This window comes from Amycolatopsis keratiniphila subsp. keratiniphila (assembly GCF_001620365.2).
GTDB classification, from domain to species: Bacteria; Actinomycetota; Actinomycetes; order Mycobacteriales; family Pseudonocardiaceae; genus Amycolatopsis; species Amycolatopsis keratiniphila.
Genome location: NZ_LQMT02000007.1, coordinates 293,962 through 316,269 on the forward strand (window position 1 = coordinate 293,962; position 22,308 = coordinate 316,269).

The 22,308-nt window shown below is 68.4% G+C and carries 22 protein-coding genes; 12 read left to right on the top strand and 10 right to left on the bottom strand.

Annotation, left to right across the window (positions count from 1 at the left end; translation table 11 throughout):
- Nucleotides 1-108: 108 nt before the first annotated feature.
- Both AVR91_RS05735 and AVR91_RS05740 read left to right on the top strand, forming a co-directional pair.
- Entirely contained in the window at nucleotides 109-540 is a 432-nt protein-coding gene (locus tag AVR91_RS05735; protein ID WP_063823092.1) for a CBS domain-containing protein, read from the top strand.
- Nucleotides 537-1,013: a universal stress protein gene (locus AVR91_RS05740; RefSeq protein ID WP_063271447.1), complete on the top strand. Its 477-nt coding sequence runs from the start codon at nucleotides 537-539 to the stop codon at nucleotides 1,011-1,013. Before AVR91_RS05735 ends, AVR91_RS05740 begins: the two co-directional genes overlap by 4 nt.
- Before the next feature lie 68 nt (nucleotides 1,014-1,081).
- Here the strand turns inward: AVR91_RS05740 and AVR91_RS05745 are convergent, their stop codons facing one another.
- The 6 genes from AVR91_RS05745 to AVR91_RS05770 form a co-directional block, all read right to left on the bottom strand.
- Complete coding sequence (locus AVR91_RS05745; protein WP_063274742.1) at nucleotides 1,082-2,173, bottom strand: acetate/propionate family kinase; 1,092 nt, start codon at nucleotides 2,171-2,173, stop codon at nucleotides 1,082-1,084.
- Nucleotides 2,170-4,560 carry a phosphoketolase family protein gene (locus tag AVR91_RS05750; protein WP_063274743.1) on the bottom strand — a complete coding sequence of 797 codons (2,391 nt, stop codon included), beginning with the start codon at nucleotides 4,558-4,560 and terminating at the stop codon, nucleotides 2,170-2,172. The genes AVR91_RS05745 and AVR91_RS05750 overlap by 4 nt, the downstream gene beginning before the upstream one ends.
- Nucleotides 4,557-5,456 carry a universal stress protein gene (locus AVR91_RS05755; RefSeq protein ID WP_063274744.1) on the bottom strand — a complete coding sequence of 300 codons (900 nt, stop codon included), beginning with the start codon at nucleotides 5,454-5,456 and terminating at the stop codon, nucleotides 4,557-4,559. The genes AVR91_RS05750 and AVR91_RS05755 overlap by 4 nt, the downstream gene beginning before the upstream one ends.
- The gene (locus tag AVR91_RS05760; RefSeq protein ID WP_063274745.1) at nucleotides 5,453-6,058 is read right to left on the bottom strand and encodes a CBS domain-containing protein; all 606 of its coding nucleotides are present in this window, start codon (nucleotides 6,056-6,058) and stop codon (nucleotides 5,453-5,455) included. Before AVR91_RS05760 ends, AVR91_RS05755 begins: the two co-directional genes overlap by 4 nt.
- A 27-nt stretch (nucleotides 6,059-6,085) precedes the next feature.
- Nucleotides 6,086-6,991, bottom strand: coding sequence for a universal stress protein (locus AVR91_RS05765; protein WP_143253891.1), 906 nt, complete (start codon nucleotides 6,989-6,991; stop codon nucleotides 6,086-6,088).
- 179 nt (nucleotides 6,992-7,170) lie between these two features.
- Nucleotides 7,171-7,689, bottom strand: coding sequence for a flavodoxin family protein (locus tag AVR91_RS05770; protein ID WP_063274746.1), 519 nt, complete (start codon nucleotides 7,687-7,689; stop codon nucleotides 7,171-7,173).
- Nucleotides 7,690-7,880: 191 nt separating this feature from the next.
- Here AVR91_RS05770 and AVR91_RS05775 point away from each other — a divergent pair, with 191 nt between their 5' ends.
- Nucleotides 7,881-9,278, top strand: a complete 1,398-nt coding sequence (locus tag AVR91_RS05775; protein WP_063274747.1) for a WS/DGAT/MGAT family O-acyltransferase — start codon at nucleotides 7,881-7,883, stop codon at nucleotides 9,276-9,278.
- Nucleotides 9,279-9,292: 14 nt separating this feature from the next.
- Here AVR91_RS05775 and AVR91_RS05780 read toward each other — a convergent pair whose 3' ends face one another.
- Nucleotides 9,293-10,246: a universal stress protein gene (locus AVR91_RS05780; RefSeq protein ID WP_063274748.1), complete on the bottom strand. Its 954-nt coding sequence runs from the start codon at nucleotides 10,244-10,246 to the stop codon at nucleotides 9,293-9,295.
- A gap of 51 nt (nucleotides 10,247-10,297) precedes the next feature.
- Nucleotides 10,298-11,290 carry an Acg family FMN-binding oxidoreductase gene (locus AVR91_RS05785; protein ID WP_063274749.1) on the bottom strand — a complete coding sequence of 331 codons (993 nt, stop codon included), beginning with the start codon at nucleotides 11,288-11,290 and terminating at the stop codon, nucleotides 10,298-10,300.
- Between the two features lie 238 nt (nucleotides 11,291-11,528).
- On the opposite strand from AVR91_RS05785, the gene AVR91_RS05790 reads away from it, so the two are divergent.
- From AVR91_RS05790 to AVR91_RS05820, 7 genes are all read left to right on the top strand, one after another.
- Nucleotides 11,529-12,107 carry a DoxX family membrane protein gene (locus tag AVR91_RS05790; RefSeq protein WP_063274750.1) on the top strand — a complete coding sequence of 193 codons (579 nt, stop codon included), beginning with the start codon at nucleotides 11,529-11,531 and terminating at the stop codon, nucleotides 12,105-12,107.
- Nucleotides 12,108-12,297: 190 nt separating this feature from the next.
- A complete protein-coding gene (locus AVR91_RS05795; protein ID WP_228709131.1) occupies nucleotides 12,298-13,785 on the top strand; it encodes an APC family permease in 1,488 nt (495 codons plus the stop codon).
- Nucleotides 13,782-15,002 (top strand): arginine deiminase, encoded by a 1,221-nt coding sequence (locus tag AVR91_RS05800; protein ID WP_063274751.1) that lies wholly within the window; start codon nucleotides 13,782-13,784, stop codon nucleotides 15,000-15,002. The genes AVR91_RS05795 and AVR91_RS05800 overlap by 4 nt, the downstream gene beginning before the upstream one ends.
- Nucleotides 15,003-15,013: 11 nt before the next feature.
- Nucleotides 15,014-16,015, top strand: a complete 1,002-nt coding sequence (gene argF, locus AVR91_RS05805) for an ornithine carbamoyltransferase (protein ID WP_063274752.1) — start codon at nucleotides 15,014-15,016, stop codon at nucleotides 16,013-16,015.
- A 2-nt stretch (nucleotides 16,016-16,017) separates the two neighbouring features.
- Entirely contained in the window at nucleotides 16,018-16,938 is a 921-nt protein-coding gene (locus AVR91_RS05810; RefSeq protein WP_063274753.1) for a carbamate kinase, read from the top strand.
- A 179-nt stretch (nucleotides 16,939-17,117) separates the two neighbouring features.
- A complete protein-coding gene (locus tag AVR91_RS05815) occupies nucleotides 17,118-17,597 on the top strand; it encodes a DUF6069 family protein (protein WP_063274754.1) in 480 nt (159 codons plus the stop codon).
- Between the two features lie 51 nt (nucleotides 17,598-17,648).
- A complete protein-coding gene (locus AVR91_RS05820) occupies nucleotides 17,649-18,002 on the top strand; it encodes a cupin domain-containing protein (RefSeq protein ID WP_394329945.1) in 354 nt (117 codons plus the stop codon).
- An 8-nt stretch (nucleotides 18,003-18,010) separates the two neighbouring features.
- Here AVR91_RS05820 and AVR91_RS05825 read toward each other — a convergent pair whose 3' ends face one another.
- On the bottom strand, nucleotides 18,011-18,433 hold the full coding sequence (locus tag AVR91_RS05825) for a pyridoxamine 5'-phosphate oxidase family protein (protein ID WP_063274756.1): 423 nt from the start codon (nucleotides 18,431-18,433) through the stop codon (nucleotides 18,011-18,013).
- Between the two features lie 184 nt (nucleotides 18,434-18,617).
- Between AVR91_RS05825 and AVR91_RS05830 the strand changes: the two genes are divergently transcribed.
- Nucleotides 18,618-20,408 carry a sensor histidine kinase gene (locus AVR91_RS05830; RefSeq protein WP_158077387.1) on the top strand — a complete coding sequence of 597 codons (1,791 nt, stop codon included), beginning with the start codon at nucleotides 18,618-18,620 and terminating at the stop codon, nucleotides 20,406-20,408.
- A 34-nt stretch (nucleotides 20,409-20,442) separates the two neighbouring features.
- Here AVR91_RS05830 and AVR91_RS05835 read toward each other — a convergent pair whose 3' ends face one another.
- Nucleotides 20,443-21,462: an Acg family FMN-binding oxidoreductase gene (locus AVR91_RS05835; protein WP_063274758.1), complete on the bottom strand. Its 1,020-nt coding sequence runs from the start codon at nucleotides 21,460-21,462 to the stop codon at nucleotides 20,443-20,445.
- A 183-nt stretch (nucleotides 21,463-21,645) separates the two neighbouring features.
- Between AVR91_RS05835 and AVR91_RS05840 the strand changes: the two genes are divergently transcribed.
- On the top strand, nucleotides 21,646-22,308 hold the full coding sequence (locus AVR91_RS05840; protein ID WP_063274759.1) for a response regulator transcription factor: 663 nt from the start codon (nucleotides 21,646-21,648) through the stop codon (nucleotides 22,306-22,308).

Consider the following 22,308-nt stretch of genomic DNA (forward strand, 5'->3'; position numbering starts at 1 on the left):
GACCTTCGACACCCTCCCGGCGCGTGAGCGCGGAGAGGGTCCTCGGTCCCGGCAGGCCGGGACCTCCAGCGGTTCCGGCCACCGCGACGAGGGCTGCACACTGCGGTAATGCGTGTACGTGAGGTCATGACCACCCCCGTCGTCGCGGTAACCCCGGCCGCGACACTCGGCGAAGCGATCGCCGTGCTGGCCGGCAAGGGGTTCACTTCCCTCCCGGTCGTCGACGAGACCGGCAGGCTGCTCGGCGTCCTGGAGGAAGACGACGTCGTCCTCGCCTGTTACGTGCCCGGCCCGCGGTCACCGAGCGACCCCGACGCGGGTGTCCTGCTCGGGGGCCGCACCAAGGTCCGGGACGTGATGCGGACCCCGGGCGCCGGGACGCACCCGGACACGGAACTCGCGGACCTGGCGGAACGGATGCTGGAGCACCGGCTCCGCTCGGTTCCCGTACTCGACCACGGCCGCGTCGTCGGCGTTGTCACCTGGCGAGACCTGCTGCGCGCGCGAGCCACCGAAACCTCGTCAAGGGATATGCCATGAACCAGCAGTCAGCACACGAACGCCGGATCGTCGTCGGGACCGACGGCACCGCGCATGGCGAAGAAGCGGTCCGCTGGGCGATCGGCGAAGCCCGGGCGCTCGGCGCCCGGGTCGAAGTGATCCTCGTGCGACCGAAGGACGTTCTCCTGCCCGGAACACCGTTCGCGCTTCAGCCGCATGGCAGGCTCCCGATCCAGGACGGCTATCCCCTGGCGAAGGAGGTCGCGAGGATCCACGACGAGCTCGCGGCGGATCTCGCCGTCGAGACCTCGGTCCGCACAGGTGACCCGGCCTCGGTACTGCTGGCCGCCGCGGAAGGCGCGGACCTGCTCGTACTCGGCTCGCCGTCCGAAGGGCGTATCGGCAGGCTCGTCTTCGGGAGCGTGGCCGCCGCCTGTGTCCGGCACGCGCCCTGTCCGATCGTGCTCGTCACCCCTGAGGCGGCACACCACTTCAGCCCTAAAGCCTCCTGAACGCGCGTGAAGGCCCCCTTCCCTCGGCTGAGCCGAGGGAAGGGGGCCTTCACGCGCTTCACCCGGCTTCAGAGCCGCGCGGCGGCCAGGACGTCCTCGGCGTCGCGCGCGAGTTCGACGTCCTCCCCCGTTCCCAAGGCGAAGGCCGTGACCATCGCGCCTTCGGGACTCACGACGCGATCGCCCTCACCGAGGCAGCGCGCGGAGTCGACCGCGATCCCCAGCACACCAAGGGATTCCGCCAGTTGCCCGAGCAGCTCCGGCTGATGCGCGGTGACCCCGCCGGTGAAGACGATCGCGTCCAGCCGGTCGAGCGCCACGGCCATCGCGCCGATCTCCCGGCGGATGCGATGCAGGTAGACCTCGAGCGCGGTCGTCGCGTCGGGATCGCCGGTGGCGGCCAGCGCGAGTACCGAACGCAGATCCCCGTCCGTACCGCTCATCCCGGCCAGACCAGAGCGGTGATAGAGCGCGTCCTCCATCTCCTCGGCCGACATCGGCGCCGTCCGCATGACGTGCAGCAGAAGTCCCGGGTCCACCGACCCGGACCTCGTGGCCATGGCGGGCCCTTCCAGCGGCGTGAATCCCATACTCGTGTCGACGCTCCGGCCGTCGCGGATCGCGGTCACCGAGACGCCGGCGCCGAGGTGACAGCACACCAGCCGGGGTGCGGCGACATCGAGGAGTTCGGCGGTGCGGCGGGCGGCATGACGGCACGAGAGGCCATGGAAACCGTACCGTCGCAACCGTCCTTGCCTGGTCCACTCCCTCGGCAACGGATACTTCGCCGCGGCGGCCGGAAGCTCGGCGTGGAACGCGGTGTCGAACGCCGCCACGATCGGAAGCGATGGCCGCAGCCGGAGGACCGCCCGTGCCAGCCCGATCGCGCGGGGCTGGTGCAGCGGTGCCAGCGGAACGAGCCGTTCGAGCGCGTCGAGTGCCGAGTCGTCGAGTCGTTCCGGGCCCGTCCTCGAGCCACCGTGCACGAAGCGGATGGCGACGGCGTCCACTGTGGACCATCGGTCGAGCGCCTGCGTCACCACCGTGGCGTCGTCTCCGGCGCCATCCAGGGGCCACGCGGCCCAGCCGACCGGGCTGCCGTCGTGCACCAGGGACGCCTTCATGGTCGACGAGCCGGGATTCAGCGTCAGAACCCTCATCGGTCCTCCCACGCCCAGTCTCGGACCTCCGGCAGATCCTCGCCGTGCTCGACGATCCAGCGCCGGTGCCGTTCCTGCGCCTCGGTCATCCGCTGCCGCACCAGTCCCGCGCCGGTGAGCAGGCCGGGCACGCGGTCGATCACGTCGATCACCAGCTGGAAGCGGTCCATGCTGTTGAGGACCAGCATGTCGAACGGTGTCGTCGTGGTCCCGTGTTCGATATAGCCGCGCACGTGCAGGTTGTGGTGGTTCGTACGCCGGTACGCCAGCCGGTGGACGAGCCACGGATAACCGTGATAGGCGAAGATAACCGGCCGATCAGTGGTGAACAACGCGTCGAACTCCCGGTCCCCCATCCCGTGCGGATGTTCCGTTGCCGGCTGGAGGCGCATGAGGTCCACCACGTTCACCACCCGGACCGCGAGCTCGGGCAAGTGCTCGCGCAGCAGTTTCACCGCCGCCAGCACCTCGACGGTCGGGGCGTCGCCGGCACAGGCGAGTACGACGTCCGGTTCCCGTTCCGGGTGCGTGCTCGCCCAGTCCCAGATCCCGGCACCCCGCGCGCAGTGGATCGCGGCCTGTTCGTCGTCGAGCCAGACCGGGCTGTCGTTCTTCCCCGCCACGATCACGTTGACGTAGTCGCGGCTCCGCAGGCAATGGTCGGCGACGTGCAGCAAGGTGTTCGCGTCCGGAGGCAAGTACACGCGGACGACCTCGGCGCTCTTGTTCGCGACGTGGTCGACGAATCCCGGATCCTGATGGGAGAATCCGTTGTGGTCCTGGCGCCAGACGTGCGACGTCAGCAGGTAGGTCAGGGACGCGACCGGCCGTCGCCACGGGATCCTCCGGTGCACTTTGAGCCACTTGACGTGCTGGTTGAGCATGGAGTCGACGATGTGCACGAAGGCCTCGTAGCACGAGAAGAGCCCGTGCCTGCCCGACAACAGGTAGCCTTCCAGCCAGCCCTGGCACAGGTGCTCCGAGAGCACTTCCATGACCCGGCCGTCGGCGGCGAGGTGCTCGTCGACGGGCTCGACGCCGGCCAGCCAGGTCTTGGCGGTCTCGTCGAACACCGCGTCGAGCCGGTTCGACGCCGTCTCGTCGGGACCGAACAACCGGAAGTTCGCCGCACGACGGTTCATCGCGAACACGTCGCGCAACCATCGGCCGAGCACCCGGGTCGGCTCGGCGACGGCCGTGCCCGGCCGCTCGACCGGCACCGCGTGCGCGGACACCGCGGGCAGGTCCAACGGCCTCAGCAGGAGCCCGCCGTTGGCGTGCGGGCTCGATCCCATCCGGCGTTCGCCTCGCGGGATCAGCGCGGTGACCTCGGGCGAAGGTCGCCCTCCCTCGTCGAAGAGGGTTTCCGGACGGTAAGAGCGAAGCCAGTCCTCCAGCTGCCGCAGATGGTCTGGATTCCCACGAGCGTTGGCGACCGGGACCTGGTGCGAACGCCAGGTACCTTCGACCGGCTTGTCGTCCACAAAGGACGGACCGGTCCAGCCTTTGGGGCTGCGCAGCACGATCATCGGCCAGCGCGGCCGTTCAGGCATCCGGCTGGAGGCTCGCGCCCGGACCTGGATGCCCTCGATCTCGTCGAGGGCCCCGTCCAGCGCCGCGGCCATCGCCTGGTGCATGAGCGCCGGATCGGCACCTTCGACGTAGCGCGGGGCGAACCCATGGCCGCGCAGCAGCTCGTCGAGTTCCGCCTGCGTGATCCGGGACAGCACCGTCGGATTGGCGATCTTGTAGCCGTTCAGGTGCAGGATCGGCAGCACCGCCCCGTCACGGGCCGGGTTCAGGAACTTGCTCGACTGCCAGCTCGCGGCCAACGGACCGGTTTCCGCCTCGCCGTCACCGACCACGCAGGCGACGACGAGATGCGGGTTGTCGAACGCCGCGCCATACGCGTGCGCGAGGGAGTAGCCCAGCTCGCCACCTTCGTGGATGGATCCGGGCACTTCCGGCGCGACATGGCTGGGAACGCCGCCGGGGAAGGAGAACTGCCGGAACAGCTTGCGGAGACCGGCCTCGTCGTAGGTGACCGACGGCCACGCCTCCGAGTAACTGCCCTCCAGCCATGTGTGCGCGTACAACGCGGGACCGCCGTGACCTGGGCCAGTGACGAACAGTGCCTCGAGATCCCGCTGCACGATCGCACGATTCATGTGTGCGTACAGGAAGTTCAGCCCTGGTGAAGTCCCCCAGTGACCGAGAAGCCGGGGCTTCACGTGCTCCGGCTTCAGCGGTTCGGTCAGCAGAGGGTTGTCCATCAGGTAGATCTGGCAGGCGGCGAGGTAGTTCGCCGCCCGCCACTGCGCGTCCACTTGGGACAGTTCCGCCGAGGTGAGCACTGACGGGGTGGCCGGGGCGCCGAGCGCGGTCATCGGGTCTTCCTCGGCCGGACCACCATCACGGGGCATTCGGCGTGGCGGGTGAGCGCCTGGCTGACCGAGCCGAGCAGTTGCCCGGTGAAGCCGCCCCGGCCGCGGCTGCCGACGACCACGAGCTGCGCCGTGGCACTCCATTCCAGCAAGGTGTGGCGGGGCCGGTCACGGACGAGTACCCGCTCCACGGTGACGTTCGGGTACTTCTCCTGCCAGCCCGCCAGCCGTTCCGCGAGCAGACGGCGTTCGTCGCCCTCGATGCTCTCCCACTGCGTGACCAGCCGCGCCATGCCGTACACGTCGTCGTAGGTGACGTCCGACCACGCGTGCACGGCCACCAGGGACGCGTTCCGCCGCGACGCCTCGTCGAACGCGGTCTCCAGTGCCTGCTCGCTCAACGGGCTGCCGTCGATCCCGACGACCACCGGCCCGCTGTCGGGATAGTTCGTAGTGCCCTGCCGCCCCCGCAGAACCACCGCCGGGCAATGGGCGTGGGCGATGACGGCCGACGCCGTCGAACCGATCACCATTCCGGCGAAGAAGCCCTTCCCCGAAGCGCCGACCACCACCATCGCCGCCGACTTCGACGCGTCGATCAAGTACGGCGTCGGCGAGTCGGTGGGCATGGCGGTGTCCACCGGGACACCGGGAGCGACCCTTTCGGCGTCCGCCACGGCCTCGTCCAGCACCTTGCGCCCCGCGGCAGCGAGATCGTCCAGCCACGGAACGGGACCGGCGAGCCCGGCACCGTAGGCCAACTGCTCACTGTGGAGAGCGTGCACGATCAGCAGCCCCAACCCCCGCTCGGCCGCGAGGGAGGCGGCCCACCGGACGGCGGCCCGCCCCGGCTCGGCCCCGTCGGTTCCGACGACGATCCTGTTTTCCGCGGTGTTCATCGGTCTTCCTCCTGGTAAGTCACTTCGGCTTCGACGACACCGGGAATCGCTTCGGCGATGACCTTGGCCACGTGCCGGTCGGTGTCGTCGTCATAGGCGTCGGCGATACGGCAGACACCGTCGGTCACGTCGACGGTCCAGCGGCCCGAGCCGCCGTAGACGGAGAGGTGGTGCCGGACGTCCGCGGCGATCGCCGTGTCGTCGCGGGCGAAGGCACGGACGAAGTCGCCGCGGGTGAGGATGCCGATCACCCGTGCACCGTCCACGATCGGCATCGCGCGGATCTTCCCGTCGAGCAGCGCTTTGCCCACTTCGGCGAGATCGGCGCCGGCTCCCATTCCGGTCGCGGGTGAGGTCATCACCTCGCGCACGGTGGTGCCCGGTGTCACCCGGACAGCGGAGTCATCGCCGGACCGGATGTCGTGGGGGAACCGGTCGCGGATCAGATCCGCCTCGGTCACGATGCCGATCAGGCGGTCATCGTCATCCACCACCGGCAAAGCGGTGAAGCCGTGCTCGGCCAGCACTCCGGCGGCGTGTTTGGCGGTCGTCTCCGGGGTGACGGTGAGGACCGGCCTCGTCATCAGGTCTCGTGCTCGCATCTCGTCTCCTGAACAGGGGGTACGTGGTCATTCCGCCGGGGCCGCGGGCCGGATGACGGCGACCGGGCACTCCGAGTGCGCCACCAGCGCCTGGCTGGTCGAACCGAGCAACATGCCTTGGAACCCGCCGCGTCCCCGGCTGCCGACCACGAGCAGACTCGCCTTCGCGCCGAACTCGAGCAGGGTCCGCACCGGTCGCCCCTTGCGCACGACGAGTTCCACCGCGACGTCCGGGTACTTCTCTCGCCAAGGAGCGATCTGCGTTTCGGCTTCCGTGCGCTCGGCGGCTTCGATTCCGGCCGGATCGACATCGAGGAAATGCGGGCGGATGGTCCCGTGGTCGAACATCTCCGACCAGGTCCGGACGACGACGAGCGCCGTCTTCCGCCGCTCCGCCTCATCGAACGCGAACGCGAGCGCCGCCGTGCTGGAGGGCGAGCCGTCCGTGCCGACGACGACCGGGCCGGCCTGCGGGACCACACCGTCCGGCCGGTTCCCCCTGGCGACGACGATCGGGCAATGCCCGTGGTGTGCGAGGGCGACGGCGGTCGAACCGACCAGCATCCCGGTGAACCCGCCGAGGCCACGCGAACCCAGCACCACCATCGTCGCGCTCAGGGATTCCTGGACCAGCGCGGGCACTGCACTCCACTCGCGGGCCGCCGTCTCGACCACAAGTTCCGGATACCGGTCGAGCACGTCTTTCCGTGCTTCGGCAAGCCACTCGAGGCCGCGGCTCTCGAACCCCGCGCGAACCGCTTCACGGGGGACCGACACGCCGGGGGTGTTCACCGCGGGAACCGTGTACACATGCACGAGCCGCAACGGCAAACCGCGCCGATCAGCCTCACCCGCGGCCCACATCGCCGCCGTCCGGGCCGACCCCGAGCCGTCGATCCCGGCCACGATGGCTCCTTCAGCGGGCAACTGCATGATCACTCCTTGAGTTCGCTCGGCCGATCTCGTCGGCGATTCGGTTCTGCTCCAGCTTCGCCTGGACCGGCACTCGAATCGCAGAGCCCGACGTCCCGAGGCTCCACGCCGTCGGTCCCGGATACCCGGCCGACCGGTCCCGCACACAGGACCGAAAGGCCCTATTCGATCAACGGCTTTCAGAGCATCGCCGTGGCGAAGCGCCTTCCCAACGCGGCACCCCACGACCGCGCCCGCTCCCGCTCACCGTCCTTCAAGACCGTGCGCGTCCCGTCCGTCTCGACGAGGAAGCTCTCCGGCGGCACGACAGGGACGAAGCCGAGAGCCCGGAGCCGCCGTTCCGCGGAGACCGCCGCGGAGCCGGTGAGCCAGCGCGGTTTCGCCAACCGGGTGTCGAAGGCCGCCACCGGCATGCGCTCCGGCGCGTGGTCCAGGGCACCGATCCAGTCCCGCAGTCCGGTGTGCGACCGAACCGCGCCATCCGTCTCACGGGCGGCCTCGCTCCGGGTGCCGGCACGCGACATGCCGTGTGCGTGCGTCGGACCGCCGACCACGAGCAGATCCGCATCCTCGTAGCCACGTGCCTCGTCGACGTTCGCGACCTCCACCGCGGCGAAGGGCGCCAACCCTTCCGCCACCGCTCTCGCCACCCGTTCGGTGTTCCCGAACATCGATTCGAACACCACTATCACGTGCATCGGTGAGCTCCTCGTGTCATGGCCGGTCCTCAGCCACCTCGCGTCGTCCGGATCTCTCGACGATCCGGCCTGCCCGCGCCCGGGAACAGGCACCAAGGGCCCCATGGCCCGGGCCCTCCGCCCCTGCTTCGGCGATCCACGCGAGGCGACCATGAAAAGAACCCCACCGACACGGACCGGAGGATCAGGACATGGACCGGCTCAGCCCGCTGGACGCCGCCTTCCTCGAACTCGAGGACGGTGATCCGAACTCCACGCTGTCGATCGCGTCGGTCGCCGTGCTCGAAGGCCCCGCTCCGGCCAAGGACGAGTTCATCGACTCGATCACCGGTCGGCTGCCGAGGATCCCGCGCTACCGGAAGAAGGTCCACCGGCTTCCGCTCGACCTGGACGCCCCGGTATGGGTCGACGACGACCGCTTCGACGCACGACGACATTTCCACCGGGTCGCCGTCCCCGTTCCGGGTGACGAGAACGCACTCTGCGACCTCGTCGCACTGCTCATGGCGGAACGACTCGACCGCGATCACCCGTTGTGGGAGTTCTGGGTCATCGAAGGACTCGAAGGCGGCCGGTGGGCCGTGCTGTCGAAACTGCACCACTGCCTGGCTGACGGGATCAGCGGCACGCGGCTGCTCAGTGCGCTCTTCGACACTCAGGTGGCGACGGCTCCGGACGCGGCACAGGACGAGGATCCGGGGTCGATCGCGCTGCTGTGGGGAGCCGTGCGCAAGCTCGCCGCCATCCCCTTCGACCAAACGGTCGCGCTCACCCGTTTGGTGCGCTCGCCCGGTCTCACGGTGCGCCGGATCGCCGACGCCGCGAAGGGTATGGGTGCACTCGCTTCCGCTCTGGTTCCGGCCGCGCGGTCCTCACTCTCCGGTCCGATCGGCCCGGACCGTCGTTACGAACTGGCACACGCGTCGCTCCGCGAGATCCACGAGATCGGCGAAGTCTTCGACACGACCGTGAACGACGTCGTCCTCGCGTCGATCACCGCCGCCTTTCGCGCGCTGCTGTTGAGGCGCGGTGAGGAGCCGCGCCCGGATTCGGTGCGTACCTTGGTCCCGGTCTCGGTCCGCCGGGACTTCGCGAGCGTGGACAACCAGATCTCCTTGATGCTGCCGCTGCTGCCGGTGGACATCGAAGATCCGGCGGACAGGCTCACCGAGGTCCACCGGCGGCTGGCCGGGCTGAAGAACAGCAAAGAGGTCGAGACAGGAGCCGAACTGACCGGCGCGGGGCTGCACGTTCCCTTCGCGCCGATCTCGTGGGCGATCCGGTTGGCGGCCGGTCTTCCCCAGCACAACGTCGTCACGGTCACCACGAACGTCCCCGGCCCCCGCGAACCCTTGCACCTGCTCGGTCGCGCGGTGCTCGGCCTCTATCCGTACGTCCCGATCGCGTTGCGTCTCCGGACCGGAATCGCCGTCCTGTCCTACGGCGACGATGTCACTTTCGGCGTGACGCTGGACTTCGACAGCTCACCGGACTCGGGGTTCTTCTCCAAAGCCATCGAACGCGACCTCGTCGCGCTGCACGAGCTCGCGCTGCGCGGGGCGCACGCTCGTGTGACGGAAGGAGCGTGAGCGGCCGTGGCCGCTCACCCTCCTTTGTGGACTATCGACGCGGATGCGGGACGGTCGCGTTCACGGCTTTCCTCTTCCGGTGAACGGGCGACGATGACCGGGCACAGCGCGTACGACAGCAGATGCCGGCTGGTGGAACCGAGCAGCATCCCGGCCACTCCGCCCCGGCCCCGGCTACCGACGACCAGGAGCTGCGCGCGGTCGGCGTGGCGTAGCAGCTCGTCGGCAGGACGGCCACGGACGACCACCCGCTCCACCGCGACATCGGGGTACTTCTCCTGCCAGCCTGCGAGCCGCTCGGCCAGCACCTCGCTCTCCCGTTCCTCGATTTCGCGCGCGTCGAGCGTCCATCGCGCTTCCTCGAACAGTGCCGAAAGGAAGGCGTGGTCCCAGGTGTGGACAGCGACCAGCGGCGCCCGCCGCCACGATGCCTCCTCGAAGGCCAGCGCCAGCGCGGCCTCGCTGGTCCGGCTGCCGTCGATACCGACCACGACCGCACCCTCCGAAGGAGGCTGTTCCTCGGCCACACGGGGGCGCACCACCGCGACCGGGCACTTCGCGTGCGCCGCGAGCCCGATCGACACCGAGCCGACCAGCATCCGGCCGAGCGGGCGGATCTCTTCCGGGCCCAACACCAGAAGACCGGCATCCTCCGACATCGCCAGCAACGCCTGCGCCGGCTTCTCGTAACGCAGGATCAGCTGAACCTCCACGGAGGGTTCGGCCTCTCTGGCGACCTCCCGGGCTTGCCGGAGCAGACGCTGTCCCCGCATCCGCGCCATATCCGCGAGTTCGTCACGCGTCGGCAACGGCTGCGGATACTCCAGTGAGTCCTTGTCGAACGCGTGGACCAGCCACAACTCGACACGGCGACGATGGGCCTCCACGGCGGCCCAGCGCACCGCCGTCAGCGAGGACGCCATTCCGTCGACGCCGGCGATCACGGCCTTGTCGGGGAATTCGCTCATGAGTTCCCTCCTTGATGATGGACAACCAGTAGTGGTTGAAGCGGTACCCGCTCAGAACCCGGTGCCGAATAGTTCGTCGATCGAGCGTCGCGGGGAATGCGGGACGTCGCCCGCGGGGTAGCCGAATCGCATGAGTGCTTGGAGAGATCCGGGCAGCTCCAAATCCTCGGTCAGGGCGGCGCGCACCTCGGGCAGATGCAGTGGCTGTGTCAGGACCGAGCCGGCCAGTCCCTGGTGGACCGCGTCGAGCCAGGTGAGTTGCAACGCCCGCCCTGCCCGGAGATGGTCGTGCCGGGTATCGCCGTCGGTGACGAACGCCAGCAGAGTCTCCTCGGTGAGCCTGCGCTTGAGGACCTCGCGATCAGGCAGCGCCGTCGACTCACGCACCAGCCCCGCCCACGGCAGCGAACCGGCCGAGCGCACGCTCACGGCCAGGCCGGTTCCGTGTGCGTGCCCTCCGTCGCGAAGCGTCCACAGGGCCAGCTCCCGCTGATAACCGCGATCATGTTGATGGGTCTCGGCGGCGAACTCGAGCAGATCGGCGACCATGGTCAGCTCGATCTCGTCGAGGATCGGCCTGGCCTCGACGCCGTACGTGGTCGCGGTGTCGCGGAGATCCACGATCTGGTGCCTGGTCAGCGACCGCCCCGAAAACCGACGGCGATGGCTATGCCGCCGCGGGATCGCGGAATAGCGGTTCAGGTCGGCGGCGGCCGGGACCGCAGGTCCACCGAGTGCCACGGCGGCCACGACCTCGGGCCGGTCCGGGTCGGGGAACTCCGCGGTGCGCGTCACGCGGCCGAGCACCTTGATGGCGAGTTCCAGATTGGCCAGCGCGGCACCACACGACATGAGACGGTCACGGCCGTGCGGATCGTGCTCGGGAAGCTCCAATTCCCGGCGCTCGACCAGGACCAGCAGACCGTCCTCGAAGTTCAGCCGCCAAGGCTGGATGTTGTGCACCGACGGCGCGCGCAGCACCGCCCCCGCCAGCACTTCCAGTTCCGCAGGCGACCAGTCCTCCGAAGCCCTTCGTCCGACCATTTCAGTCCTTCCTGCCACTCCCGCGCTCTCCACGATGCGCTGCCGCGCCGAGTCGGCAGCAGTTACGGAGGGCTCGGATCACCAGGACCAAATACCCGCGCCGGGTGACGACCGCGTCGGGCCGGGACTCGGAAAGGACTCCAGCCCGGCTTATCCGGGCCTTTCGGCCCCAGAGAGGCGATCCAGGTCATTGAAGACTCGCATTCAACCGACAAGGAACGAAGAACCAGGAGACATCATGGCAACGATCGATCGTGGGCAGCGCGAAACCACCGGTGTCCGCCACAACACGAAAGAAGCACACACTGGCGCCGTGAGCCTCGCCGTCCTCCGTATCACCACCGGTCTGCTGTTCCTGTGGGCTTTCGCGGACAAGACCTTCGGCCTCGGTTACGCGACGACCACCCAGAACGCCTGGCTCAACGGCGGCTCGCCCACCAAGGGCTTCCTGAGCCGTGTCGACGTCGGCCCGTTCGCCGAAACCCTGCACTCCTGGGCGGGCACTTGGTGGGCCGACTGGCTGTTCATGGCGGGCCTGTTCGGCATCGGCGTCGCCGTGACCCTCGGCATCGGACTGCGGCTCTCGGCCATCGCGGGCACGATCATGATGGCGCTCATGTGGGTGGCCGAATGGCCACTCGACCGCACGACCGCCGCGGGCGAGCCGACCATGTCGACCAACCCGCTCATCGAGTACCACGTCATCTACGCGCTCGTCCTCATCGCCCTCGCCATGACCGCGGCGGGAAAGACCTTCGGCCTCGGCGAGCGATGGGCCCGGCTGCCGTTGGTCGAGCACCACAAGTGGCTCCGCTGAGCCGAATACGGAATCAAGTGCGGCGGACGGCACGGGACGTGCCGTCCGCCTTTTCCGCGTGTGCACCTCGCCCTGGTATTCGGGGCGAACCGCCGAATGGCCCGCAAGACGCGGACCTAAGCCCCATGGCGCCGCCGGATCGAACGTAGATCCTTTACCTGGAAACACGAACGAAGGATCGGAAAGACCGATGGCACAACAGGAACAACCGGGGGATCCCGACAGAGCGGCGCGCCCGGCGGGCGGCAAGGAGTTCTCGAACCGGTTCGGCTTGCCGACCGCGACGGCGTTGGTGGTCGGTTCGATCATCGGCACGGGCGTGTTCGCCCTGCCCTTGTCCTTGGCTCCGTATGGCTTGTCGAGTCTTCTGGCCTTCGCCCTGGTCACGATCGGCGCCTTGGCTCTGGGTTTGGTGTTCGGTTGGCTCAACAAACGTGTGCCGGGCTCGGGCGGGCCTTACTTGTACGCACGAGACGCCTTCGGCGACTTCGGCGGCTTCGTCACCGCCTGGGCCTATTGGCTGACCGCCTGGGTGGGCAACGCCGGGATCGCGGTCGCCTGGGTCGGGTACGTGGAAGTGTTCGTCAACACCGACCACAACCCGTGGTGGTCGATCGCCATCGCGCTGATCGGCCTGTGGCTGCCCGCCGCGATCAACATCTCCGGCGTCCGGAACCTGGCGTGGTTCCAGATCGTCACCACGATCCTCAAATTCGTGCCGCTGGTGTTCATGGCGACCATCGGACTGTTCTTCATCAAGGCCGAGAACCTCGGTTCGTTCAATCCCAGCGGGTTGTCGTGGGTGGGGGCCATCTCCGCGGCGGCCGCGATCGCCCTGTTCAGCTACCTCGGCCTGGAAACCGCCTCGGTGGCCGCCGGACGCGTCCGCGAGCCGCGGCGCAACGTGTCGAGGGCGACCGTGCTCGGCACCCTCGTCTGCGCGGTCGTCTACGTATTGGGGACCGTCACGGTGTTCGGCACGGTCGGACAGCAGGCGCTGGTCGACTCCACCTCACCGTTCTCGGATTCGGCCACAGCCATCTTCGGGGCGAGCTGGGCCGGGCAGGCCATGGCCGTGGTGGCGATCGTCTCCGGGCTCGGGTGCTTGAACGGCTGGACGTTGATCTGCGCCGAAATGCCGATGGCCGCCGCCCGTGACCGGCTGTTCCCGACCCAGTTCGCCAAACTGAGCAAGAAGGAGATACCGGTCTTCGGCATCGTGGCCGCCACCGTGCTGGCGTCGGTGCTCACGGCTTTCGGCTACTGGAACTTCCAGTCCGTGTTCACCAATGTGGTGCTGCTGGGTGTGTTCACCGCGGTGATCCCCTACCTGTACTCCGCCGCCGCGCATCTCTACTGGTTGATCGTCCAGGGTCGCGCGCTGAACTGGCCGCATCTGATCCGCGATCTGATCGTGACCGCCTTCGCGCTGCTCTTCAGCTTCTGGGCCCTGGCAGGCAGCGGTTACCAGGCGGTGTACTACGGAGTGTTCGCCTTCTTCCTCGGTATTCCCGTCTACGTTTGGATGAAATCCCAGCGCAAGGAGTACGGCGAAACCCCCGTCTCCCCCATCCGCTACCCCGCGGACAGCCCCTATTTCCTCTCCCCCAACGGAAACAACGGCGCGAGCGTCGAGAACGCCCCCACGTCGCCGTCCGAAACGCAGGAGCAGTCATGACTTTCGCCGTTCATTCGGAGGTCGGCCGGCTTCGGCAGGCCATCGTGCACCGCCCCGGCCTCGAACTCAGCCGGTTGACCCCTCGCAACATCGGCGAACTGCTCTTCGACGACGTCCTCTGGGCAAAGAAGGCGAAGCAGGAACACGACGCGTTCGCCGAGGCCCTGCGGGACAAAGGCGTCCGCGTGCACTACTACGGCCAGTTGCTGGCGGAGACGCTCGCACTGCCCGAGGGCCGGGCGTTCGTGCTGGACCGCGTGTGCACCCCCGAAATCCTCGGCCCGGCGCTGGTCGCGCCACTGCGGGCCCTGTTCGACGACCTCGACGGCGAGCATCTGTCCGAGTACCTGGTGGGCGGAGTCCTCAAAGCCGACCTTTCCCCGCTGCGAGCGCGGAGTCTTCGATGGGACACCCTCGCCGCCGACGACTTCGTCCTCCCGCCGTTGCCCAATCACCTGTTCCAGCGTGACGATTCCTGCTGGGTGTACCGCGGTGTCTCGATCAACCCGATGGCGAAACCCGCCCGGCAACGCGAATCCCTGCATACCCGAGCCATCTACCGCCACCATCCGATGTTCGCCGGGGCCGGATTCCACACCTATTACGGTGATGACGACGTCAGTCACCAGCCTGCCACGATCGAAGGCGGTGACGTGCACGTCCTCGGCGAGGGTGCCGTCCTCATCGGAATGGGAGAGCGCACCACGCCCATGGCCGTGGAGATCCTCGCCAAGGCGCTGTTCTCGTCCGGACAGGCACACACCGTCGTCGCCGTGGAGCTTCCGCACTCCCACGCCACGATGCACCTGGACACGGTGATGAGCATGGTCGACCGCGCCACCTTCGCGGTCTACCCCTACTTCGACCGCGGCGCCCGCAGCTGGACCATCACCGCGGGCGAAGAACCCTCCACGTTGAGCGTGAACGCCAACGAGAATCTCTGGCACGCCCTCGCCGAAGTCCTGAAAGTCCCCGAGGTCACCCTGCTCAGCACCGACGAGGACATCCGGGCCGCCGAGCGGGAGCAATGGGACGACGGCACGAACTACCTCGCCGTCGCACCGGGGGTCGTCCTCGGTTACGAACGCAACGTCGCCACCAACACCATGCTGCGCAAACGCGGCATCGAAGTCGTCACCATCGCCGGAAGCGAACTGGGACGCGGCCGTGGCGGCCCTCGCTGCATGACCTGCCCGATCGACCGCGACCCGAGCTGAACGGATCTCCCATGGCTTTCAACCTGCGCAACCGCAGCTACCTCACCGAACTCGACTTCACCAAGGAAGAGCTCGTCTTCCTGCTCGACCTCGCCGCGCAGCTCAAATCCGCGGCCTACGCCGGAATCGCGCAGAACCGGCTGGTGGGCAAGCATCTGGCGCTCATCTTCGAAAAGGCCTCCACCCGGACGCGATGCGCGTTCGAGGTCGCCGCCGCCGAGGAAGGGGCGACCACGACCTACCTGGGCCCCCAGGACGCCCACTTGGGACACAAGGAATCCGCCCGTGACACCGCTCGCGTGCTCGGCCGCATGTACGACGGGATCGAATACCGTGGCCACGAGCAGGCCACCGTCGAAGAGCTGGCCAAGCACTCCGGCGTACCCGTCTACAATGGACTCACCGCGACGAGTCACCCCACGCAGTCGCTGTGCGACGTGTTCACCATGCGCGAGCACAGCTCGAAACCCCTGCCGGAGATCGCTTTCTGCTACCTCGGCGACACCCGGAACAACGTCGCCCGCTCCCTGCTCGCGATGGGCGCCAAACTCGGCATGGACGTCCGGCTGGCCGGACCACGCGGACTTTGGCCGGACGAAGAGTACCTGGCGACCTGTCTACGGGAAGGCGCGGCCAGCGGGGCCAGGATCACCGTCACCGATGACGTCGAGGAGGCCGTGGCGGGCGCGGACTTCATCTACACCGATGTCTGGGTATCCATGGGCGAACCCGCCGGCACCTGGCACGAGCGGGTCGAGTTGCTGGCGCCGTACCAGGTCACGGCCAAGATGCTCAGCGCCACCGGTAACCCCGGCGTCCGGTTCCTGCACTGCCTGCCCGCGCTGCACGACCGCGAGACCGAGGTGGGAACCGAAGCGTTCAAGGAATTCGGGCTGGACGGTGTCGAAGTCACCGACGAGGTCTTCGAATCCCCGGCGTCGCTGGTGTTCGAACAGGCGGAGAACCGGATGCACACCATCAAGGCGATCCTGGTCGCCACGCTGGGGAGCTGACCGTGCGGATTCTCGTCGCGCTGGGCGGCAATGCCCTGCTGCGCCGCGGTGAACGGCCGGACGCCGACCTCCAGCAGGTCAACGTACTCGCCGCCGCCGAGGCACTCGCGGAACTCGCCACCGAACACGAAGTCGTACTCACCCACGGAAACGGCCCTCAAGTGGGGATGCTGGCCTTGGAAAGTGCGGCAGACCCCGCACTGACCCGGCCGTATCCACTCGACGTCCTCGGCGCGCAGACCCAGGGCATGATCGGCTACCTCCTCGGTCAGGCGCTGCGGAACGTCGTACCCGGTAGGCAGGTCGCCACGCTGATGACGCAGACGCTCGTCTCCGTCGCCGATCCCGCGTTCGGCGAACCCACCAAGTTCGTCGGCCCGGTCTACGGTGAGGAGCAGTCCGCCGCGCTGGCCGCCGAGCGTGACTGGACCATCCGCCGGGACGGCTCGTCCTGGCGCAGGGTGGTCCCCTCGCCAAGACCGCAGCGCGTGGTGGAGACTCCGGTGATCCGCGCGCTCGTCGAGTCAGGCACGATCGTGGTCTGCGCCGGCGGGGGCGGTGTTCCCGTCGTACGGGACGAACACACCGGACGATTGCGGGGGGTCGAAGCCGTCGTCGACAAGGACCAGACCGCCGCGCTGCTCGCCGAAGCCCTGGACGCCGACGCGCTCCTGCTGCTCACCGACGTGCACGCGGTCATCGACGACTATGGCACCCCGCACGCCACTCCGATCCACCACACCACTCCGGCACGGCTACGGTCCCGTGATTTCCCGGCCGGTTCGATGGGCCCGAAGGTCGACGCCGCCTGCCGCTTCGTCGAACTCACCGGCAACACCGCCGCCATCGGCGCCTTGGACTCGCCCGCCGCGATGCTGCGGGGCACCGAAGGCACCGTCATCACTCCCGACGGCAAGGTGTGAGCGCCGGGCAACGGCGCGTCTCGGACGTGGCGTGCCCGTGAGGACCGAACCCCGTTGAAGGGCGTGGGGGGGTGGCGGACGGCCGCGCACGCGAGCATCCGGTACGCAGGCCGTTGGTCCCGCCATCGGGGTTCCTCGGCCCCTTCTGCACGAAGGAGCCGGCGAGCAAGGTTTTCCCCATGGACAACGACTTCGAGGAAAAGGATCGACCTGCTGTCAACGGAGCACGGCTGTGGGCGGGCGGGGCCGCGACGGCGGTGACCGCCGCCCTGGCCGCGATCGTCGGGATCCTGATCGCGCGCGGCCTGGTCAAAGTCGCCGTGCTGGCCCCCAGCCGCGAAGGTGCGTGGGGTGGCGCGAGCAGCCTCACCTACTCCCTAGCGTCTGCGGCCATCGCACTCGCGGCGACCGCTCTGCTGCACCTCCTGCTGCTCACCGCACCGAAGCCCCGGACGTTCTTCGGCTGGATCATGATGCTGTTCACCGCGATCGCCGTCGTGATCCCGCTCAGCCTGGGTGCCGCACTGGACGCACGTCTCGCGACGGCGATCATCAACCTGGCCATCGGGCTCGCCATCACGATCACGCTCTCCGGCGTCGCGGGTTCGGCCATCCGATCGCGGCGAACGACCGGATCGTTCGAGCACGAAGCACCCTGACGCACGGCCCGTCCCCGGGGCGGGCCGCCTTCAAAGGAATGGAGGAAAACCATGACAGCGCGCGAAACAATGAGCGGGCGTCCCGAGGTCGCGGACGTCGGCGTCCTGGCCGCCGAACTGCTCCAGCAGGCCCGCGAACACCGCTCACGGCGTGCCGCCAGGACCCTGGTGGCAGGCAACTCTCAACGGGTCACCCTCATCGCGCTGGCCGAGGGCGCCGAGCTGGCGGAGCACGACTCGCCCCCGGCCGCCACCCTCCACGTCATCACCGGAAGCGTTCGCCTGAGCACCCACGACCACGACCGGCTCCTCGACCGCGGTCAGCTGACCGCCATCCCACCCGAGCGGCACCGCCTGACGGCGTTCCTCGACAGCGCCGTCCTGCTCACCGTCGCGCTCCACTGAGCATCCGGTCAGGCGGTGGTGGTCACCGGCTCGCGCAGACGTCGTCCGGTCACCTTCTCCACCTCGATCCGGATGAAATGGTCGCGGCGGCCGTCGACCCAAGGCTCCAGCCATGTCCCGGACACGTCCACAAGCTCGGCGACGTCCGTGATCAAGTTCGCGTGGCCGACGACGGTCACACTCCATCCGATCCGCAGATCGGGATCCAGTTCGTCGGCCTGAAAGGCCACCACGGTGTTGCCGGTCGCGGCGGCCAGTTTCGCCCCACCGGCGACCCGGATCACGACGTGGTCCCGCTTCACCCGGAAGTTGACCGGCTGCACCGCCGGCAAAGCGTCCTCGACGAAGACCAGCCGACCCACCCGCACCGTCCGCAGAAGGCCAAGGCACTGCTCGCGGTCCAGGACCTCGAGCTGTTGTCGATTCGCCACGATAACTCCCCTGAAGACGATGAAGAACAAGCACTTTCGAGCATGACCGCCGGTTCGCGCCGCCGGTCAGGGCCGGAGGTCCCGGTCTGCGAGGTCCATCGGCGATGACCGTGTTGTCAGTCGCAGCTCCGAAGCGGGTAGCCGTGATTCAATGGGTCACGCACTCGCTGCGGTGGAGGACAGTGTGCCTGAACACGACATCCGAGCGGATCCCCCGACCATCCCCGTCGATCCGCTTCAGTTCCCCGACACCGGCCGGTTGAAACTCGACCAGGCGATCGACGTACTGCTGGAACACGCCCGCACCGTCCGTGACACCCAGGAGCGCCTGCGGTCCTTGTTGCGGGCCAGTCATGTCGTGGCTTCCCACGTCGACCTGTCGCGCGTGCTGCGGCATGTCGTCGACGCGGCGAAGGATCTGGTCAACGCCCGCTACGCGGCGCTGGGCGTCCTCGGACCGGACGGAACGGTGGACGAGTTCGTATACAGCGGCCTCGACGATCAGCGCGCCGCCCGGATCGGGCACCCGCCCCACGGCCAGGGCATCCTCGGCCTGCTCATCACCGAACCCCGCCCGATCCGCCTCACCGACCTGTCCACTCATCCCGCATCGGCGGGCTTCCCACCCGGCCACCCGCCGATGCGGTCCTTTCTCGGAGTACCTCTGCTCGTCCGCGGCCAGGCGTTCGGAAACCTCTACCTGGCCGACAAACAGGACGAGGACGAATTCAGCGCCGACGACGAGCAGCTTCTGCTCTCGCTCGCCGGGTTCGCCGCCGTGGCCATCGACAACGCGCACCTCTATGAGGAAGCCCAGCGCCGCGCGGCGTGGCAACGCTCCAGCGCCGAGATCACCGCAGCCCTGCTCGCGGGCACCGAAACCGAAGACGTGCTGCGCCTGATCGCCGCCAAAGCCCACGAGGTCGCCCGCGCCGATCTCGCCGCCGTCGTCCTTCCGGTGGACGGAACCGGCGTGCTGACGGTGCAGGCGGCCGCCGGCGAGGACGATGTGGCGGGTTTGGTCGGCCGGCGGTTGGACACCGAGAACTCCTTGTGCGAGCTGGCCATGACCGGCTCGCAACCGCTCCTCAGTGAGGACTTGAGCAAGGACGAGCGTGGTCCGTTGTCCGACGAGACGTGGGCAGGCAAGGCCGGGCCCGGCATGGTCGCCCCGCTGATGGCCCCTGACCGGCCACCGACCGGCGTGCTGGTCGTGGCCAACGCTCCTGGCCGTCGCGGCTTCCACGAGCGCGACCTCGAAATGCTCGCGGCCTTCGCCTCCCAGGCCGCCTTGGCCCAGCAACTCGCACAGCACCGTACGCACTCCGAGGAGCTCCAACTTCTCGAGGAGCGCGATCGCATCGCCCGCGACCTGCACGATCACGTCATCCAAGAGGTCTTCGCCACCGGTCTGTCCCTGAGCAACCTCGCCTCGGCCGTCGACTCGGGCCAGCGAGACCGTGTGCTGGCGGTCGTGCACAAACTCGATCAGGTCGTGAGCGAAATTCGCGGCACCATCTTCAATCTGCATGCCCCGATGGGAGCGGGCGGGGACGCCGAGCACAGTTTGCGCAGGGCGCTCTCCGAGATCGCCCGGACCACCACCGACTCGCTCGGCTTCACCCCAGTTCTGCGACTCGACGGCCCGCTCGACACTCTCGTGCCGGCCCGGCTCGCGGTAGATCTTTCCGCGGTCGTCCGCGAAGCCCTCTCGAACATCGCCCGCCACGCCCACGCGACCACCGCCACCGTGCAGGTCTCCGCGACGCCCACCACGCTCACAGCCCGCGTCGAGGACGACGGACACGGCCTCGGCGACACCACCCGCCGTAGCGGCCTGGCCAACCTCCGCGCCCGCGCGGAGAAACACGGCGGCGACCTCAGCATCGACAGCGCTCCCGGCCAGGGCACGATCCTGAACTGGACGGTGCCGCTGCCCCACGGTGACCCGACGGCGCCAGGCTCGAGTAATTAGCCCTTTCCGGCAACCGGACACAAGGTGTCGACGATCACCGGTCACCTCCGGCTTCGCCAACCCGGAAGCCGGAACCCAGCAGTTCGTCGATCGAGCGTCGGGGGGAATGCGGGACGGCACTCGATGGGTAGCCGAATCGCATGAGCGCCTGGAGGGAACCGGAAAGCTCCAAATCCTCGGTCAGGGCGGCGCGCACCTCGGGCAGATGCAGTGGCTGCGTCAGGACCGACCCGACGAGTCCTTCGTGGACCGCGTCGAGCCAGGTCAGCTGCAACGCCTTCCCTACCCGGAGATGATCGTGCCGGGTGTCACCTGGTGTGACGAACGCCAGCAACGTTTCCTCGGCCAGCCTGCGCTTGAGAACCTCGCGATCAGGCAGCGCCGTCGACTCACGCACCAGCCCCGCCCACGGCAGCGAACCGGCCGAACGCGCGCTCACGGCCAGGCCGACGCCGCTGCGCTGGCCCTCGTCACGGACCGTCCACAGGGCCAGCTCCCGCTGATAACCGCGATCATGCTGATGAGCCTCGGCGGCGAACTCGAGCCGGTCCGCGACCATGGTCAGCTCGATCTCGTCGAGGATCGGCCTGGTCTGGACTCCTTCGGCCGCCGCACTGTCCCGGAGATCCACGATTTGGTGCCTGGTCAGCGATCGTCCTGCGAAACGACGGCGATGGCTGTGCCGTCGTTTGATCGCGGAATAGCGGTTCACCTCCGTGACCGAGGGGGGCAGCGGCCCGTCCGGTTCGACGGCGGCCACCACTTCGGGCCGGTCCGGGTCGGGGAACTCCGTGGTGTACGTCCGGTGGCCGAGCACCCGGATGGCGAGTTCCAGATTGGCCAGCGCGGTTCCACACGACATGAGGCGGTCACGGCCGTGCGGATCGTGCTCGGGAAGCTCCAGCTCCCGGCGCTCGACCAGGACCAGCAGACCGTCCTCGAAGTTCAGCCGCCAAGGCTGGATGTTGTGCACCGACGGCGCACGCAGCACCGCCCCCGCCACTACCTCGAGTTCCGCGGGCGACCAGCGCTCCGCCGCCCTTCGTCCGGCCATGTCAGTCCTCTCCTACCACTTCACGTACCTCTACGATGCGCCGTCGCGGCGGACCGGCAGCAGATTCGGAGGACTCGGATCACCAGGACCAAGTACCCCGCGACGGTGTGACGGCTGCGCCGGGCGGAACGGACGAGTACGGTCGAATTCGCGGGCCGGGTATCACGCAGCGAGAGGAAACGTATGACGACCAAGGTGTTTCTGGTCGACGACCACGAGATCGTCCGCCGAGGACTCGCCGATCTCCTCGGCAACGAACCGGACATCACGGTGACCGGTGAAGCGGCCTCGGTTTCCGAAGCACTCGCCAGGATCCCGAAGAGCGACGCGAACATCGCCGTACTCGACGTCCGGCTCCCGGACGGCAACGGCATCGAACTGTGCCGGGACCTGCTCTCCACCCAACCGGACCTGCGCTGCCTGATGCTCACCTCCTACGCCGACGACGAAGCGCTCTTCACCGCGATCATGGCCGGAGCATCCGGCTTCGTCCTCAAACAAGTACTCGGCAACGACCTCATCTCCGCCATCCGCACCATCGCCTCCGGCGGCTCACTGCTCGACAGCCGGACCACCGCTGCGCTGATGAACCGCATCCGCCGCGAACGCGACCGCGACGACCCGACCAGCGGCATGTCCGAACAAGAACGCGCGGTCTTCGAACTGATCGGCGAAGGACTGACCAACCGCGAGATCGGTGAACGCATGTTCCTCGCCGAGAAGACCGTGAAGAACTACGTCTCGCGCATCCTCGCCAAACTCGGCCTCCAACGCCGCACACAAGCCGCGGTCCTGGCCACCGAACTCAAAAAGGATTCCGGCCCGTCGCTGTTCGGCGATCGGTAG

Bases quoted from the DNA above. Each gene is read 5' to 3' on its own strand.
- AVR91_RS05765 (WP_143253891.1), bottom strand. From the start codon at position 6,991: ATGCAGTTGCCCGCTGAAGGAGCCATCGTGGCCGGGATCGACGGCTCG.
- AVR91_RS05785 (WP_063274749.1), bottom strand. From the start codon at position 11,290: ATGGTCGGACGAAGGGCTTCGGAGGACTGGTCGCCTGCGGAACTGGAA.
- AVR91_RS05750 (WP_063274743.1), bottom strand. From the start codon at position 4,560: ATGACCGCGCTCGGCGCCCCGGCCACCCCGTCAGTGCTCACCTCGGCG.
- AVR91_RS05740 (WP_063271447.1), top strand. From the start codon at position 537: ATGAACCAGCAGTCAGCACACGAACGCCGGATCGTCGTCGGGACCGAC.
- AVR91_RS05790 (WP_063274750.1), top strand. From the start codon at position 11,529: ATGGCAACGATCGATCGTGGGCAGCGCGAAACCACCGGTGTCCGCCAC.
- AVR91_RS05735 (WP_063823092.1), top strand. From the start codon at position 109: ATGCGTGTACGTGAGGTCATGACCACCCCCGTCGTCGCGGTAACCCCG.
- AVR91_RS05780 (WP_063274748.1), bottom strand. From the start codon at position 10,246: ATGAGCGAATTCCCCGACAAGGCCGTGATCGCCGGCGTCGACGGAATG.
- AVR91_RS05760 (WP_063274745.1), bottom strand. From the start codon at position 6,058: ATGCGAGCACGAGACCTGATGACGAGGCCGGTCCTCACCGTCACCCCG.
- AVR91_RS05840 (WP_063274759.1), top strand. From the start codon at position 21,646: ATGACGACCAAGGTGTTTCTGGTCGACGACCACGAGATCGTCCGCCGA.
- AVR91_RS05795 (WP_228709131.1), top strand. From the start codon at position 12,298: ATGGCACAACAGGAACAACCGGGGGATCCCGACAGAGCGGCGCGCCCG.
- AVR91_RS05820 (WP_394329945.1), top strand. From the start codon at position 17,649: ATGACAGCGCGCGAAACAATGAGCGGGCGTCCCGAGGTCGCGGACGTC.
- argF (WP_063274752.1), top strand. From the start codon at position 15,014: ATGGCTTTCAACCTGCGCAACCGCAGCTACCTCACCGAACTCGACTTC.
- AVR91_RS05835 (WP_063274758.1), bottom strand. From the start codon at position 21,462: ATGGCCGGACGAAGGGCGGCGGAGCGCTGGTCGCCCGCGGAACTCGAG.
- AVR91_RS05800 (WP_063274751.1), top strand. From the start codon at position 13,782: ATGACTTTCGCCGTTCATTCGGAGGTCGGCCGGCTTCGGCAGGCCATC.
- AVR91_RS05770 (WP_063274746.1), bottom strand. From the start codon at position 7,689: ATGCACGTGATAGTGGTGTTCGAATCGATGTTCGGGAACACCGAACGG.
- AVR91_RS05775 (WP_063274747.1), top strand. From the start codon at position 7,881: ATGGACCGGCTCAGCCCGCTGGACGCCGCCTTCCTCGAACTCGAGGAC.
- AVR91_RS05755 (WP_063274744.1), bottom strand. From the start codon at position 5,456: ATGAACACCGCGGAAAACAGGATCGTCGTCGGAACCGACGGGGCCGAG.
- AVR91_RS05745 (WP_063274742.1), bottom strand. From the start codon at position 2,173: ATGAGGGTTCTGACGCTGAATCCCGGCTCGTCGACCATGAAGGCGTCC.
- AVR91_RS05815 (WP_063274754.1), top strand. From the start codon at position 17,118: ATGGACAACGACTTCGAGGAAAAGGATCGACCTGCTGTCAACGGAGCA.